At 50.0% G+C, this 15867-nt stretch carries 12 protein-coding genes; 4 read left to right on the top strand and 8 right to left on the bottom strand.

Annotated features, from left to right (window positions below):
• The first annotated feature begins 7 nt into the window (after window positions 1–7).
• The 3 genes from AC50YG_RS11555 to AC50YG_RS11545 all read left to right on the top strand — a co-directional run bounded on the left by AC50YG_RS11555 (window position 8) and on the right by AC50YG_RS11545 (window position 3512).
• A complete protein-coding gene (locus tag AC50YG_RS11555; RefSeq protein WP_473759407.1) occupies window positions 8–1123 on the top strand; it encodes a DegT/DnrJ/EryC1/StrS family aminotransferase in 1116 nt (371 codons plus the stop codon).
• A 335-nt stretch (window positions 1124–1458) separates the two neighbouring features.
• Window positions 1459–1986, top strand: a complete 528-nt coding sequence (locus tag AC50YG_RS11550) for a histidine phosphatase family protein (RefSeq protein WP_494826905.1) — start codon at window positions 1459–1461, stop codon at window positions 1984–1986.
• A gap of 113 nt (window positions 1987–2099) precedes the next feature.
• The gene (locus AC50YG_RS11545) at window positions 2100–3512 is read left to right on the top strand and encodes a hypothetical protein (protein ID WP_494826904.1); all 1413 of its coding nucleotides are present in this window, start codon (window positions 2100–2102) and stop codon (window positions 3510–3512) included.
• Window positions 3513–3585: 73 nt separating this feature from the next.
• Here AC50YG_RS11545 and gmd read toward each other — a convergent pair whose 3' ends face one another.
• The 8 genes from gmd to AC50YG_RS11505 all read right to left on the bottom strand — a co-directional run bounded on the left by gmd (window position 3586) and on the right by AC50YG_RS11505 (window position 14441).
• Window positions 3586–4701, bottom strand: coding sequence for a GDP-mannose 4,6-dehydratase (gmd, locus tag AC50YG_RS11540; RefSeq protein WP_494826902.1), 1116 nt, complete (start codon window positions 4699–4701; stop codon window positions 3586–3588).
• 181 nt (window positions 4702–4882) lie between these two features.
• Window positions 4883–6883, bottom strand: coding sequence for a beta-galactosidase (locus tag AC50YG_RS11535; RefSeq protein WP_494826900.1), 2001 nt, complete (start codon window positions 6881–6883; stop codon window positions 4883–4885).
• Window positions 6883–7710, bottom strand: coding sequence for a carbohydrate ABC transporter permease (locus AC50YG_RS11530; RefSeq protein WP_473759412.1), 828 nt, complete (start codon window positions 7708–7710; stop codon window positions 6883–6885). Before AC50YG_RS11530 ends, AC50YG_RS11535 begins: the two co-directional genes overlap by 1 nt.
• Window positions 7707–8588 (bottom strand): carbohydrate ABC transporter permease, encoded by an 882-nt coding sequence (locus AC50YG_RS11525; RefSeq protein WP_445933815.1) that lies wholly within the window; start codon window positions 8586–8588, stop codon window positions 7707–7709. Before AC50YG_RS11525 ends, AC50YG_RS11530 begins: the two co-directional genes overlap by 4 nt.
• A 109-nt stretch (window positions 8589–8697) precedes the next feature.
• Entirely contained in the window at window positions 8698–9996 is a 1299-nt protein-coding gene (locus AC50YG_RS11520) for an ABC transporter substrate-binding protein (RefSeq protein ID WP_494826897.1), read from the bottom strand.
• Between the two features lie 171 nt (window positions 9997–10167).
• The gene (locus AC50YG_RS11515) at window positions 10168–11229 is read right to left on the bottom strand and encodes a response regulator transcription factor (RefSeq protein ID WP_494826895.1); all 1062 of its coding nucleotides are present in this window, start codon (window positions 11227–11229) and stop codon (window positions 10168–10170) included.
• Window positions 11222–13012, bottom strand: a complete 1791-nt coding sequence (locus tag AC50YG_RS11510) for a sensor histidine kinase (protein ID WP_494826894.1) — start codon at window positions 13010–13012, stop codon at window positions 11222–11224. The genes AC50YG_RS11515 and AC50YG_RS11510 overlap by 8 nt, the downstream gene beginning before the upstream one ends.
• Before the next feature lie 88 nt (window positions 13013–13100).
• Window positions 13101–14441, bottom strand: a complete 1341-nt coding sequence (locus AC50YG_RS11505; RefSeq protein WP_494826893.1) for a glycoside hydrolase family 30 protein — start codon at window positions 14439–14441, stop codon at window positions 13101–13103.
• Between the two features lie 131 nt (window positions 14442–14572).
• Between AC50YG_RS11505 and AC50YG_RS11500 the strand changes: the two genes are divergently transcribed.
• Window positions 14573–15478, top strand: coding sequence for a helix-turn-helix domain-containing protein (locus AC50YG_RS11500; RefSeq protein ID WP_494826892.1), 906 nt, complete (start codon window positions 14573–14575; stop codon window positions 15476–15478).
• Window positions 15479–15867: the final 389 nt, after the last annotated feature.

Genomic DNA, 15867 nt, shown 5'->3' with positions numbered 1-15867 from the left:
AGGCATAATGTTGGGCGACAAATTTTATCCGGTTGCCGTTCCTATTTTTAATGGAAATGAGAAAAAATACGTCATGGATTGCCTGGATTCCACGTGGATTTCCTCAACAGGCAAATATATTCATACGTTTGAGGAAGCTTTCGCTGACTTTTGCGGGACGAAATTTGCCGTGTCGTGCAGCAATGGAACAACTGCTCTGCATTTGGCGCTGCTGGCTCACGGGGTAGGCCCAGGAGATGAGGTCATCGTCCCGACGCTGACTTTTATCGCCACGGCAAATGCCGTCACGTATTGCGGAGCCACTCCCGTCTTCGTTGACAGCGAGCCGGATACGTGGAACATGGACCCTGAGCTGCTGGAGGGGCTGATTACGCCACGCACGAAGGGGATCATTCCCGTCCATCTGTACGGGCATCCTGCCAATATGGACGCTATATCAGAAGTTGCGGAGCGGCATGGATTATTTGTACTGGAGGACGCTGCGGAAGCACCCGGTGCAAAATACAAGGGCAAGCGGACCGGCTCGCTGGGCCATACGGGAACGTTCAGCCTATTCGGCAACAAAATTATAACGACCGGCGAAGGCGGCATGATTACGACCAATGACGAGCAGCTTGCCCGCAAAATGCAGCTTCTGCGCGGACAGGGCATCGATCCCGCCCGCAAATATTGGTTTCCCGTCATTGGCTACAACTATCGCCTGACTAACTTGCAAGCGGCGGTTGGCTGCGCACAAATGGAAAACATCGACTGGCATGTCGGCGAACGGATACGCGTCGCCTCGCTTTACCGCAAGCAGCTCGAAGGAAACAGCGCCTTCACGCTGCCTGCCGAGCAGCCATGGGCGAAAAACGTTTACTGGATGTTCAGCATCCTGCTAAACGGCTATAACGAAGAGCAGCGCGGCGCTTTCATGGAGCGCCTGAAAGAACGCGGAATTGAAACGCGTCCGTTCTTTTATCCGATGCATGTGCTCCCGCCGTATCAAGGCATGCAGCGCAGCGAGGAATTTCCTGTCGCAAACCGCATTGCAGCGCAAGGACTGAATGTGCCGACCTACGGCGGCTTAACCGAGCAGGATATCGCCTACATTTGCGATTGCCTGCGGGAAAGCCTGTTATAAAGCGGCTGATTGCTGGCCCCTCTCCACCCCCCCATCCATTCTGCTCCAAGACAATAAGCTTCCGGCTCCACACTTCGGGTGGGGTCGGAAGCTTATTTGTTCAGAAATGTTCGTTCAATTCCCTAGCAGGTAGGGAATATCTTTTTCTTATCTAGCATTCATAACAACGATACCCTGCCCAAAAGCTAAAGTATCAGAAGTACATTGCTTATCGTTACCATCTCACAAATTATGGAATGGATTAAGTTTTGACATATTACACATTATAGTCGAGGCAGAAATTCTCCTGCCTGGAACAGAAGCTTAAAATCTTACTCAGAAGGTGACATTAGCTGATGCATGATGAAGTAACCTTGTATTTGGTTCGACATGGACTCGCTACTGGAAACCAGCCAGATGCTCCCCTTAGTCCAGCCGGAGTAACTCAGTCTGAACAACTGGCAGATGCTCTTGCAGGCATGGACAGCCTGCATATGGAGAAATTAATCTCCAGTCCTTATCTGCGTGCTTGGCAAACAGCGCAAATTATTGAAAAACGGCTGAACCTCCCGCTAGAGCCAGCGGAAATCCGTCTTCGAGAGCAAGGAGTATCCGGTATCGACAAAGAGGAAAGCGCACAAGTAGTGTCCACACGTGTTGTTGCATTCACAAACGAACTATTGAAAAGTGACGGTCAAACGTTTCTCCTAGTCAGCCATCGGTTGACCTTAACACTGCTGCTTCAGCATTACGTGCCCGATTTCACCGATCAACAGGGAGAACAAATGACAAACCCTGATCTTTATGAACTCCGCTTTAAAAACGGAACAGCCTTTCAAAAACGACTATGGAGCCCTGAGGGTCATCATTTGATTAACACTTAGGTCAATAGAAGATTTCTGTTTATGAAACTTAAACCTATACTTTTGATGCACGTCTTGTTCAAGGCCGGATCAAGAACTTTTGGCTCTTATAACTTTCAGGAGGTAACCTAACTATGCAAACAACACTTGAAAGAAGCCGCACGGCTACCCATGTAATACCGGATATCACCAATTTGCCTGCATGCATTCAGGATGTGAAGAAAGCTGTGCTTTCTAACATCCAGGGGCCGCCTGATCCGACGGATTATCATCAATTGAGAGGGAGACTTGAGGCAGCAAAGAGCAAGCTCCCGATGCTGTATCAACAGGCGGTTGCCGTTCCGTTTATTCGCACCTTGGATAATCTGGGCCAGCAGGGCTTCATGGAAATTTTACTACGGGACCCAAATAGAAATAATACAGCCAGACTCATGCTGGATATCGCCCATAGCATTCTCCAGAATGGCGAAGGCTTTCATGCACTGGCAAGCGATAGCTTTCAGGAGATGGTCAGCGATCTTTATGACGGTTATCTAAGTGCAGGTGACCGGATAGGCATCAAGCCACCGGATCTCAGTGTTATTCCGGCCTTGGTAAAGTGGGGAGAACCCGAATCCGGCCCTTATACTTGGCCTATCGACGCTACATCTGTGTTTGGTTTGGAAGCTGCGATTGTCAGTCTTCCTCCTGCCCATGCGGCTGCTGGCTTGCTGGCATGGTCCAGCATCCCTCATGAGGTATGTGGCCACGATATTCTGCACGCAGATGTTGGGCTGTTGGAGGAACTGGCAGATGCTGTTCGCACCAGCCTGACCCAAGAAAATATCGGCCAAGGCCTTCCCGATTACTGGGCATCCCGCATGGACGAAACCGCTTCGGATGTTCTAGGCATTCTAAATTTGGGACCTGCTGCGGCCATTGGTCTTGTCGGTTATTTTCGCGGCATGAACGCCGCTTTTACCGGACAAGCCCAGCTGCGAAATGAAGGGCCTTCTAGTGATCCTCATACAGCTGACATTTTACGTGGATATTTAGGTGCTTATGCTTCTGGTCTGCTTGAATTCGATCAAGCAGGTGATTGGGAGAAAATCATTGAAGCAGAATCTGACAAGGATCTTTCCGATATTCAATTAGGCGGCAGCCGAATTGATGCTGATACAGCTAAGCGCTCTGCCCGAATAGTCGCTTGGACAATTATGAAAACCAAACTTAGAAGTCTTGAAAATCACTCGCTCGATGAAATTCAAAATTGGAGAAACAAGGATGAACGCATTGCCTCTTCATTGCGCATCTTGATGCGCACTACAGGCTCGCTTTCCGACGAATTCCGCTCTGGTTATTACGCTGCGCATATCGTAGCGGCAGCCTTAACTGAAGGCTTGTCTAGCGAAGCGGATGTCCAGTTAGTATTTGATCGCATGCTTTCACTGCTCAAACTGATGCATGATACAAATCCTTCTTGGGGGCCGCTTCTGGTGCAGCATCCTGGCGATATTACACGCCATCTTGTTTATCACCCAATTGAAAAAAATCACAGTCTCCTCTAATCGACTCCTCAAAATCAATAGCCCGCCGGAAGCTGCTGACTTGCTGCAGTGTTCCGGCGGGCTATTGTTATATTTATTCCAAATCCAAACTCACATCATAGCCTAGCTTGCGCAAATCCGCTACGCGCTGCGTCTCCTCCAAATCGGCTGCGACCATATCCTTGACGAGATCAGCAAGGCTGCTGGCTGGGGTCCAGCCAAGCTTCGCCTGCGCTTTTCCCGGGTCGCCAAGCAATAGCTCCACCTCGGTCGGGCGGTAATATCGCGGATTAACCTGGACGACCAATTGGCCAACTGGAAGCTGGTATTCCGGACGCTTGCAGCTGACCACATGGCCCAGCTCCTCCGCTCCTTCGCCGGTAAAAGCAACCTCGATGCCTGCCTCGGCAAAAGCGAGCCGCACAAACTCACGCACTTCTGTTGTCTGCCCAGTGGCTATGACATAATCCTCCGGCTCGTTTTGCTGGAGAATGCGCCACATCGCTTCTACATAATCTCGCGCATGCCCCCAGTCGCGCTGGGCCGACAAGTTGCCCAGCGCAAGCGTCTGCTGAAGGCCAGAGGCAATGCGGGCGACGGCACGGGTTATTTTTCGTGTGACGAACGTTTCTCCACGTACCGGGCTTTCGTGGTTGAACAAGATGCCGTTACAGGCATACATGCCGTAGGCCTCCCGGTAATTGACCGTAATCCAATAGCCATACAGCTTGGCGACCGCGTAAGGGCTGCGTGGATAAAACGGTGTCGTCTCGCTTTGCGGAACCGCCTGCACAAGTCCGTACAGCTCTGACGTGGATGCCTGATAAATTTTCGTTTTATCGGTCAGACCAAGCAGCCTTATGGCTTCGAGCAGGCGCAAAGTACCGATACCATCGGCATTCGCCGTATATTCCGGCATATCAAAGCTGACATGCACATGGCTCATCGCCGCCAAATTATAAATTTCATCCGGCTGAATGTCCTGCACCAGCCTCACCAAGTTCGTTGAATCTGTCAAATCCCCATAATGTAGATGGAGCCGCTGCCGTGCGCGATTCGCTTCCTCCACAATCCGGTCGATTCGCCCCGTATTCGCCAGCGAGCTGCGCCGTCTCAAACCGTGAACGATGTATCCTTTCGCCAGCAGCAGTTCGGTTAAATACATGCCGTCTTGTCCTGTCACACCTGTAATGAAGGCGACCTTATTCATGGCTCCCTCCGCATTCTCTCATATTTGGATAATGGCTATCCTATTCCACTATCTTATGAATACAAGAGGAATGTCGGCATCGGGCAAAACACCATTTTTCATAAAAAGAACCCGAACCATAAAAGGCGTGACGCCTTCGCAAATGCCAAGACGTCACGCCAGTTTTACTTCTTTTCTCTACCTAACCTGCTTTAATAATTTGCACGCCCCACGGCGCAAGCGTAAGCTGCTCGCCGCTGCTAACCGCACGGCCCTCCAGCAATTCTTGCCCCGCAGCATGTGGATAAACGAAGGATACCGGCTCAGCCGAGTAGTTGAAATAGTAGCGCAGCTGTGCTCCTTGCTGATTAATCCCATGCTTCACGATAATCGGGAAGCTGACCTGCTGATCTTCATCCCATAGTCCCGCCTCTTGAACGGTGCCCTTCAGCACCTCATGGGCAGAAGCTCCATCCGTCAGGCAGCCGATGTACGTCGCCGTACCTTTGCCGTAACGGTTGCGGGTAATCGCCGCATATTCGCCCCACTGCGGATGGTCGTAATGCGCCAGCACTTCGACGTCGCCTGTGAGCGGCGTCAGCAGCTCCATCCAGCTTGTAACGCTTCCTGGCGCTGCCGAAAGCGCTGCACCCTTCAGTCCTACATTTTTCGGATCGATAAACAGGCTGTAGCCAACACCGCAAGCTTTACCAATAATACCTGGCTGCTGCGAGGTCCGTACTTTAATCCGCTCGTCCGCAAAGCCGCTTTTGAACGAATAAACGGCATGTCCACCCTGCTCCACAAAAGCATTTAGCCGCTCAAGGGTCGCATCCGGTACCGCATACAAAGCCGGAACAACAACCACTTTGTAATCATCCAGCCGCTCGCAAGCTGGCGTAATGAAATCGCAGCCGATGTTCATTTTGTACAGCTCGTCATACAGCCAGCGCACAACATCATTGTACAATTTGCCGTCCGGCAGCTTGAACCATTCCATCGCCGTCAGCGCTTCATTGCTCACCATAACGGCAACGTTGTTTTGCTTGCGCAAATGCACCAGTTCATCGCTTAGACGGGCAAAATCCCGTCCGATCGTTCCGGCTTCGTTATAAACCGGATTAGGCAGAAAATCGTGGCTGAGCAGTCCTTTCCAATACGTCTCGAACGAGTTATGGATCGAGTGCCAGTGCCAATAGGCGACCATATCTGCTCCGGATGCCACATGGCTGAACGCCTGCAGCCGCAGTTGCCCTGGATATGGCGTCCAATGCGGGAATGCCTGCGCCTGCGTTTCCAGCACCAAATAGTTGCTGCCCTTCAGTGAACGCGTCATGTCCCCGCCGAAGGAAATTTCAATGCCCGTCAGCTCATCCTGTGACGGATGATAGATGTCCACGCCAGCAATATCGAATGGCACCGCTGCTTCAAAATGATTAACCGAAGGCTGTACGCCAAAGGAATATCCGCGCCATTCAAAATCGAAGTTTTGCGTCACGAACTGCCCTGGCTGCTTGTATTCATTGACAAGGCCTACCTGCCATGCGAGAAACTCATTGACCAGCCCGCGTTGAAACTTGGCGAATTCCGCACCCAGGCTGCCGTTAATCGTGCCGACAACGGACGGAAAGTCCTCCCAGCTGTTAATGCGGTTGCTCCAATAATCGAGACCGAACAACTCATTAACCTGGTCCAGCGTCTCGTAAGTATCACGCATATATTTGACGAAGCGCAGCTGTACATTCGGTCCAGCCGTGCCGTAATGCTTCGTCTCATTATCTGTCTGATAGCCGATAACCGCCGGATGCTTGCTGACGCGCTCAATTAGCTTGCGAATGATCCGCTCAGCATGGAACAAGTATACCGGATGCGTAATGTCCATAATTTGACGCGCGCCGTATTTGCCTGGCCCCGCCGCCGTTACCGCAAGCACATCTGGATGCTCCTTGACCATCCACGTCGGAATCGCATACGTCGGCGTTCCAACGATAACATGGATACCCGCCTCATGCATCGCATCCAGCACGCGGTCTACCGAGCTAAAATCGAATACGCCATTTTGCGGCTCATGCGTGCTCCAAGTCGATTCGGCAATGCGGACTACGTTAATGCCCGCTTCCTTCATCATGCGAATATCTTCATTCAGTCTGTCGTAAGGCATATATTCATCGTAATAAGCAACCCCGTATAATAATTTATCCATTAGCCCTTCACTGCTCCTTCTGTAATGCCCTCCATAATAAAGCGCTGGAAGAATGCATATATAATAATAACAGGAATCGCCGTCAGTACAAGCGATGCGAGGATGAGTGTCCATTCCTTGTTGTATTCGCCAAACAATGTGTTCGTGGACAAGATGAGTGTATAATGATCCGAATCCGTCAGCATCAGCATCGGCAGCAGGAAGTCATTCCAAATCCAGAGGAAATCGAGAATGGCAATCGTCACCGTAATCGGCAGCAGCAGCGGAAAAATAATCCGGAAAAACGTCTGGAACTCGCCGCAGCCGTCCATATGAGCCGCTTCCTCCAGCTCGCGCGGAATCGATTTTACGAAGCCGTGGTATAGAAAAACGGCCATATTGACGCCTAGTCCAATGTAAATGAGTGCCAAGCCATAAGTAGTGCCCTGCACAGACAAGCTGTTCGCCATGCGGGTAAGCGGAATCATAATCGAGTGAAACGGCACGAGCATCGAAGCGACGAATAGGAAAAAGATCGCTGCGCTCGCCTTGCCTGGTGTCCTTGACAGCTTATAGCCCGCTAGCGCCGCGCAGAACACGATGCCGCCGATGCCCAGCACCGATACAATGACCGAATTCAGCGTGCTGCTAAGCATATTGATTTTGTGAAAGGCCTGCACGTAGTTGTCAAAGGTCGGCGCAGACGGCAAAGCTACGAAGGATTGAAACATTTCTCCCTGCGATTTAAATGAATTGGCAATGGCCATATAAATCGGGAAGAAGGAAATGGCGGCTCCGATCGTAAGAAACAGCGTAATAAATAACGAGCTCGCGCTTCTGTTTCTCATGCCTCCACCTCTTTTCTTTTCATGACTGCAATTTGGATGAGTGTGAAAATCAAGACGATAATGAATAAAATGACCGATTTCGCACTGGCATAGCCATAGCGGAAATTATTCGAAAAGGCCTCTTCATAAATATTCATCGTAATAACCTGCGTCGACCGGCCCGGACCTCCGCCCGTAAAGCCATATACGACCTCGAACACCTTAAAAGCCCCGTTCAGCGTCAAGAAGAAGCAAATCGTGATCGCATGTGTAATCATCGGCAGCGTAACCTTCATAAAGCGCTGCAGCGGATTCGCTCCATCAATAATGGCCGCCTCCATCAAGCTTTGCGGCACTCCTTGCAGACCCGCCAAATAAATAATCATCATGTAGCCGACGCCATTCCAGAGCGAGATAATCAAAATGGCATAGAAGGAAAACTTAGGATCGCCAACCCAGGATTGATCCAAGAAGGTAAACATTGTTTTTTCCGCCAGCTGCGGCAGTACTTGAGTGAACACGAATGTCCACATAAAGGCGCTAATAATAATACTGATCATGTTCGGCATGAAAAATATCGTGCGGAAAAATCCTTTGCTTTTGCTCCGCGATTCAATGAGAACAGCAAGCAGCAGCGCGATTACATTTTGCAGCACAAGCATATACAGCACATATTTTAATGTGAACAGCAGCGAGTGGACAAAATCCGGGTCGTCCTTCAGCGCCTCCACAAAATTTTCGAGACCGATAAATTGATAGTTGGTATTCAGTCCATTCCAGTCTGTAAAACTGTAATACATACCGCCAAGAGTCGGAATTAGCAGAAAAATGGCGTACAAAATAAATGCAGGCGCGACGAAGGCCAGCAGCGATACATATCTTTTTAAAACACCCTTCATTGGCACGGTTGCTCACCTCTCCTAAGATGATGATGGGAAGGCATGGCAGGGTGGGAGACGCGCCTCGCGCCTTATCCGCCCTGCCGCCATTCCTTCTTTCTTTATTTAATTATTTATTTACTTTGTTAAACGATTTCCATGCCTTGTCGAGTGCCGCTATAACACCGTCCTGCGACAGCTGTCCAGCGTAATACGATTGCAGCGCTTTGCCTGACTCGTCCTTAACTGCTTGTGGAACGGCAGGATCCAAATACGATTTGCCTTCTTTAACGTAAGTCATTGCATCCTCTACCCAAGGATAAGTGGTGAACGAATGATTTTTGGCAACCGGATTAAATTTAAGCTCTTCGAAAAAGGCATTAGAGTCTTTGTCATCGAGCACGTAGTTGACGAAGTCCAGCGCCACTTCCTTGTTCGCACTGTTTTTCGATACAACGAGCGAAGTAGATGTACTCAGGTTGATCATCGTTGCATTCGGATCATCATTAATCGGCATTGGAGCTACGCCAAATTCCATATCTGGATTCGCTTTAAGAATCGATTCTGCAAACCATGGCCCTTGAACCCACATGGCCGCTTTGCCTGATGCGAAAGCTGCAGAACCATCATCGCCGCCCAGCTCCATCGCTTTATCCGTACCATTCTGGTTAACCAGATCGATAACCTCGAACATCGATTTCATGTCGCTGAAGGAGCCTTCATCCTTGTTCATTTTTTCCACGAAATCTTTATTTGTTGTATTCGAGATAGCACCTACTGCCAGTGGCAGGAACAGCTGCGGAATCCATGATTCCTTGTAGGACAGCAGGAATGGCGCTATATTATTTTCCTTCAGCTTCGCGATAACCGCTTTCATTTCTGTCAAAGTGGTTGGCGGCGTCAAGCTAAGGTCTTTAAAAATCTTTTTGTTATAAATGTATCCCCATGATAGCGTTTCCATAGGAACGGCAACGATTTTACCGTCTGTTGTCGTAACGGAAGGCTTCACGCTATCGAGCAGCTTGTCTACAAAAGGCTGTCCAGACAAGTCTTCTAAGTAGCCTGCTTTGTAAAAGGAAGGAATTTCATTAATCGCATGCACGGCGAAAATGTCCGGGGCATCATTGGATGCCAGTCTTGTTTTCAAAATTTGCGGAGCCGTGTCAGCTGTCGGCATTTCAAGCTGTATTTGGACATCAATGTTTTTCTCGGCTTTTTCCTTCGCTACAAATTGCGCAATGTATTTATCGTAGCTTTCTTTGAGCCTTGGCTGAGCGATAAACATTTTGAGCTTAACCGTTTTCGCGCCGCCTTCGCCTGTCGTTTCTCCGCCATTATCGGTTGCCGTACCGCTGTTCGAGCCGCAGCCCGCTAGCAGTGTTGTAATTAATGCTGCGCTTAGCGCTGATTTCCAAAGCTTCTTTTTCATCTGTAATGACCTCCCGTAAGCTTGTTTGTTTACGCTTTCATTGTATCTGATTTATGAAAGCGTTTAATTGGACAGAATTAGACTGTTCGCTTGGACATTTTTAAACCAATTTGAATGTGGTCCGATTTGTCCAACCTGCCCGGCTTGTCCAATCTGTCCAATGTGCCCGCATCAATTCTCGCTGCCGCGCCGCATTTCTCCTGGGGCAATGCCGAAATGCTTTTTAAATACGCGATAAAAATACGTGACATCTTCATAGCCTGCCATTTCTGCGACTGTTTTAATCGGCAATTTCTCATCAAGCAGCCACTCCCGCGCCTTCTCCATGCGAAGCTGCAGCATATAATCGGTCATATTGCAGCCGTATTCCTGTTTAAATGTTTTACTCAAGTACTCCTTGCTAACGAAAAAAGCGCGAGCTACCTGCTCCAGTGAAATCGGTTCGGCAAACCGCGCTTCCATGTACTGCCTAACCTCGTCCAAATTAAGCCGTTTTTTGAATTTTCGCTGCTGAATCAGCTGCTCCAGCGCATCCTCATAACGGGCAGCCAGAAAAGCGGCTGCATTCGCGCTCGAGGCGAGCTCCGCCCCGTCTCTGGCACCATCTATCGCATTTGCCTCCAATGAATTAGTTAGCAGAAGCTCCTTAAGCATGAGCAGCAGCTCTTGGACGACGCGCTCCAGCAGCTGCGGCTTGCCAGCGACACTGCTCTCCATATCACTCGCCAGCTCTCCGAAAAGCTCCAGCAGTCCTTCGCGGTCCAGTTCATTGAACCTAGCGCGCAGCCGCTGCTTCAGCGATGTCAGCGACAACAGCCATTCGAGATCCAGCGTTAGTAAGCGCCGGCTCTCCTTCGCAGCCGCGAGCCCCGACGCACATTTTGAAAGTACCGCGTTCAGCTCCTTCGGATCAATCGGCTTGAGCAAATAATCTACCGCTTGGCAGCGAATCGCATGCTGCATGTATTTGAAGTCATCATAGCCGCTAATGACGACAATTTGGATATGAGGCAAACGTTCATGCAGCTCATTGAGCAGCTTGACGCCATCCATGCCGGGCATTCTCATATCGGTAATAATGACCTGCGGCATTTGCTTCTCCGCAAGCCGCAGCGCCTCTTCCCCATCCTCCGCCTCGGCCACGATCTCCATGCCATGCTCCTCCCAACGGCCGAATGTTCTTACAATATCCCGTCCCCAGCTTTCATCATCAACCAACATGACCTTAATCATGTATTTCTCCCCCTTGCATGTCACCAGGAATATGAATGGTTATACGCGTGCCAACCCCAGCTTCACTATCTATCGTCAATCCATACGCCTTGCCAAAATGCATTTGCAGCCTTGAGGCCACATTGCCCAGCCCAATCCGCTCTCCGTGAGTCCAAACCTCTCCATCCGCATAGCTGAGCCTTTGGCGAACTTCCCTCAGCCGCTCAGCGCTCATCCCTACGCCGTTATCCCTAATTGTAATAATGACGTCAGAGGATACGGACTGTGCTACCTTCACGCCCAGTTCCCAGCCTCCGGCCTGCGAATCAAGCCCGTGCATAAACGCATTTTCCACGATGGGCTGCAGCGTCAGCTTCGGAATGCGGCTTTGCAGCAGCTGCTCGTCCACCTCTAGGCTGTACTGCAGCCGTGATTGAAAACGCTGCTGCTGAATGACCATGTAATTGTTCATATGCTCCAGCTCCTGCCTCAGCGTAGCCAGGGCATCCGGCTCGCGAATGACATAACGGAACATTTCGCTGAGCGAGCGAATCGTTTCGTAGCTTTCAGTGGGCTTTTTGGAAAACAGCATGCTGCCGATCATTTGCAGCGTGTTTTGTAAAAAATGCGGATTGATTTGCGCCTGCAGCGCCTTGAGCTCCGCTGTCTTTTTTTCCAAATTCATGCTGTATTCGCTCTTAATATGCTCTCTAATGCGATGCGACATATTATAAAACTTGGTCTCCAGCAAGCCAATTTCATCCATGCGTCCACTCAACGGCTTATCTCCCTGTTTAATAAGGCTCAGCCCTTGCATAGAGCGAGCAAGCAGCACAATCGGCCTTGCTGTGCGCCAAGCAAGCAGCACGGCAATGATAATAGCCGCCGCAACCGTTATCGCTCCAACCAATATTCCATAATGCATCGTTGCTTGCGCGCTTTGGTTAATAGCGCTCATTGGAATAATTTTGATTAGCTTCAGCTTCATCGGATCAATCGTATTGTAAAATACATATTCATCCGCCTTGCGCTCATAGCCGGGCTCTGTACCGCCCTTCACGATTTCCGCAACCTGCTCGGGCGAAAGGGCTTCGCTGCCCATTCGGTACAAAATTTCTCCGTCTGGGCCAGCAATAAGCACGGTCTGGTCTTTGGCCGGATTAAGCAGTGAGAGCGTCTGGTCGAGAATCGCCCAGCGCACCTCCAGCGTAATGCCGCCGAGAATTTCGCGGTTTTCGAACCGATTGATGCTGCGTATCAGCTGAAAACGATCGCCTTCCGGGCTGTTTTTAATCATAAAATCCTTTTGCTGGTTAAACAGCTCATTGTAAGGATCAGGTATGCTTTCCAGCGTTTTAATTTGGTTCTGGGACGCATTCATCGTAAACAGCTTGCCGCTTCTTTTCAAATAGAGCTCAATGCCCGAAATATAATGATTGCCCGAATAAAACAGCGAGGCCATTGCATCCTCAATGTTGCGCTGCGCTGAAAACTGGCTCGACAACCCAGAATCCTCCTCGCTGGCAATATAATCACTCAGGTTCGGGTTAATGAGAACAGAATATAACAGACTGTTCATTTGTGAAAATTGTTCCCCGAGATAAATGCTCGTCCATTTCATATTGGACACATTCGTCCCAATAAGCTCGGCCTCCATCGACTTTCGGTTATTATCCACAGCAAGCGCAGTTACGGCTACAATTGGCAGCGCCGACACAACAACCATAATTAAAATCAGCTTATTGCGTATGCTGCGCCGAAACGGGTGTAAAATGGCACGATATATTTTAGACAGCAGCCTCATTCCCTTTCCCTCCCTGCTCTTTACTTTTATAACGACAAAACAAACGCCATGCTTGAGCGCAAAGGCGTTTGTTCATTGAAATTATATTTTAAGCAAGTACAATCGTGTGAAAGGATTCCGGCTCCAGCTCAAAAGCATGCTCTGCTTCGCCATCGGACAGCCTTAGCTCTCTTGTATCCGTGTAAGGATTCGTGATCACGATGACCCTCGAGCCGTCTTCACGTTTGAAGGCTATGGCATGGCCGCTCCACGGACCTTGCAGCCCAATACGCTGCGAGCCTGGTGCCACAAAATGGCTGAAATGCTTCATCACGTAATATTCCGGATTGTTTATCGCCCGCTTCGTATCCGGTTCTACTGTGATCATGGCATTTTGCTCCCAGCCCCATGTGCTGCGTCCTTTCGGCTCCAGCGCCATATTCCAGTAAATGTAGCTGTTCACGCCGTTGCTGAAATAATGCTGGTATAGATGGAACACATATTTGGCATACGCCCATGTGTTTTTGCCATCTCCGCATTCATTTTCTGTCTGCATATAACGCAGCTCCGGGTAGCTCTGCGAGGTCCGGGCAATTGCATATTTGCCAGCCCATTGATAGCCGACGCCTTTAATATATTTATAAGCTTCAGGGTCGCTCAGTACGAGACCTGCATAAGCGTCATAATCGTTCGTTGTCCCTTTCATCAGCTCCAGCCATGGGTCGGGGGCATTAATCGTTCCGAGCCAAATTTCCGTATCCAGCCCATGCTGCTTGAAGGCAGGTCCTAAATAATCGCGGATGAACTCCCTAAGCTGCTCGCCCGTCCATACGCAGGAAGGAAACTTCTGATCGGCAACGACTTCATTTTGCACATGAACCTGATGGATCGTAATGCCTTCCTCTTGGTAAGCCTGAACGAACTTGACGAAATACAGCGCATAGGCTTCGAGAATTTCCTTCTCCCAGCGCAGCGTTCCGTAATTATAAGCCTTCGGCGTCTTCATCCACGTCGGCGGACTCCATGGCGAAGCGAACAGCTTCAGCTCCGGATTGAGCGCCAGCGCTTCTTTTATATAAGGAATCAAATACTTGCGGTCGCGTTCAATAGAAAAATGCTCCATCGCCACGTCCCCGTCCGTTTCGTTCAAGCTGTACCACTCCAGCGCGTAGTCGCTGGCTCCAATAGGCATGCGGCAAATGCTGAAGCGCTGCTCGCCTTCTGGATGGAACAGCTCGTGCATGACCGCAGCACGTTCTTCCTCCGTTAAGTGGCTCAGTGCAGTGAAGCCCAGCTCATTGAAGCAGCCGCCAAAGCCCTCCACCGTTTGGTATACGCTTTCAGTTATCGCCAAGTTAGATAGAGCAGGTGAAAAGGCGCGTGATTCCGTGCTTTTCTCCGTCCAGCTCGCTGTTTGTGTGCTTGAAAACCATTTTGCCGTTTGTCCCATATCGACAACCCCTATCGTTTCATCACTTTTGCTTCTTGCTTTAGCTTACCCTCTTAGTATAAATTAAATAGAATAAATCGCCGATTGTCCAAACAACGTGAAATTTACCCAAATCAAAGGTGGTCTGCCTAATGGATGATGAAGTGACACTCTCGCCGTGGATTCAAAATGTGCGCTTTCTGCCTGCCATCGACTGGAACATTAAGTTTTTCGGCGCACATGAACAGCGTGTAGACAAGCATTGGCAGATGCCGCTGGAATCCCATATTGGCTTTGAAATGATTTTTATTCAGGAGGGTGCGCAGGAAACGATCATTGGCGAAAGCAAATATCAGCTGGGCGCCGGCGACTTTCTGCTTATTCCCCCCGGCTTTAAGCATAAGAGCCGCTGCGTTTCGGAGGAGGGCATGGCTTATTTTTGCGCCCACTTTAATGTGGACGATCCGGCTTTTCGCCAAGAAATGATTCGTAATGGCCGCCTGCTGTTTCCCGCGGGAAGCGCTGATTCTGAGCGTCTGCTGCCTATTTTGAATCAATGGATTGCGATGCTTAGGCGGGGAGGCGGCTATACGACGGCGGATCGCTTTCGGCTGCAAGCGGATTTGTTTGAGCTGTTCGGACTATTAGTCAGTACGATCTGTTTGCCGGAGGAGGAGCTGGCAGCTATGCCACCAGCATCCGTTCAATATGCCAAAGCGATTGCCGAGGCGATCAAGGGGAACTTTGACCCGCATAAGCTTCCTGGCGAGCCGGTGGCGGAGAGCGCTTTTCGCATTGAAGAGATTATGGGCTCGCTGGGCATCAGCCCCGGCTATGGGCTTGAAGTGTTTCGCAAAGTGTACGGCCTGTCGCCACGACAGTTTTTATCTGAGCTCAAGCTTCAGGAGGCTAAGGTGCTCATTCGCCAGCCTGAGCTGTCGCTGAAGGAAATTGGTTTGCGGCTGGGCTATTCCCAGCTGTCGCATTTCAGCAGGCAATTCAAACGCTGGACCGGCATGAGCCCGCTCCATTACCGCCAGCAGCATTTTCAGCAGTAACGGTTCGCCCGCGAAAATGCGTTTAGCCTCCGTATTTTGTCAGCACGGATTGGCCCCCTTGTAGAACCTCTCCTTTTTGGAGGACTGGGGTTCCGCTATTTTAGCTTTTTTTGTGATTTACGTATGTAGGCGGACAGGAAATGCCTTATCGGTCTCAATATCTCGGCAAAACAGCGATTTGGGGAGCATTAGGGGCTTCTGTGTCCGCGAGGCATCCCCTCAATCGTTTGCTAGAGGAAATAGCGGATTGGGTGTCCGCCAAAATGGGTTGTTCTTCAAATCAACACTCGAAGGGCTTATCGGGCAAAATAAGGCACGAGGTTTTCGCTGCTGCGAAAACCCCGCGCCTTATTTATTTCCCCTCAACTGGCCACAATCCTAACTGACTA

The sequence above is a fragment of the Paenibacillus sp. J31R34 genome, assembly GCF_059383715.1.
This window is presented reverse-complemented; position numbering and strand designations above follow the sequence as displayed.

Coding starts and splice junctions, on each gene's coding strand:
- AC50YG_RS11515 (WP_494826895.1), bottom strand. CDS start 11,229: ATGATTAAGGTCATGTTGGTTGATGATGAAAGCTGGGGACGGGATATT.
- AC50YG_RS11545 (WP_494826904.1), top strand. CDS start 2,100: ATGCAAACAACACTTGAAAGAAGCCGCACGGCTACCCATGTAATACCG.
- AC50YG_RS11530 (WP_473759412.1), bottom strand. CDS start 7,710: ATGAGAAACAGAAGCGCGAGCTCGTTATTTATTACGCTGTTTCTTACG.
- gmd (WP_494826902.1), bottom strand. CDS start 4,701: ATGAATAAGGTCGCCTTCATTACAGGTGTGACAGGACAAGACGGCATG.
- AC50YG_RS11550 (WP_494826905.1), top strand. CDS start 1,459: ATGCATGATGAAGTAACCTTGTATTTGGTTCGACATGGACTCGCTACT.
- AC50YG_RS11535 (WP_494826900.1), bottom strand. CDS start 6,883: ATGGATAAATTATTATACGGGGTTGCTTATTACGATGAATATATGCCT.
- AC50YG_RS11525 (WP_445933815.1), bottom strand. CDS start 8,588: ATGAAGGGTGTTTTAAAAAGATATGTATCGCTGCTGGCCTTCGTCGCG.
- AC50YG_RS11555 (WP_473759407.1), top strand. CDS start 8: ATGTTGGGCGACAAATTTTATCCGGTTGCCGTTCCTATTTTTAATGGA.
- AC50YG_RS11500 (WP_494826892.1), top strand. CDS start 14,573: ATGGATGATGAAGTGACACTCTCGCCGTGGATTCAAAATGTGCGCTTT.
- AC50YG_RS11520 (WP_494826897.1), bottom strand. CDS start 9,996: ATGAAAAAGAAGCTTTGGAAATCAGCGCTAAGCGCAGCATTAATTACA.
- AC50YG_RS11505 (WP_494826893.1), bottom strand. CDS start 14,441: ATGGGACAAACGGCAAAATGGTTTTCAAGCACACAAACAGCGAGCTGG.
- AC50YG_RS11510 (WP_494826894.1), bottom strand. CDS start 13,012: ATGAGGCTGCTGTCTAAAATATATCGTGCCATTTTACACCCGTTTCGG.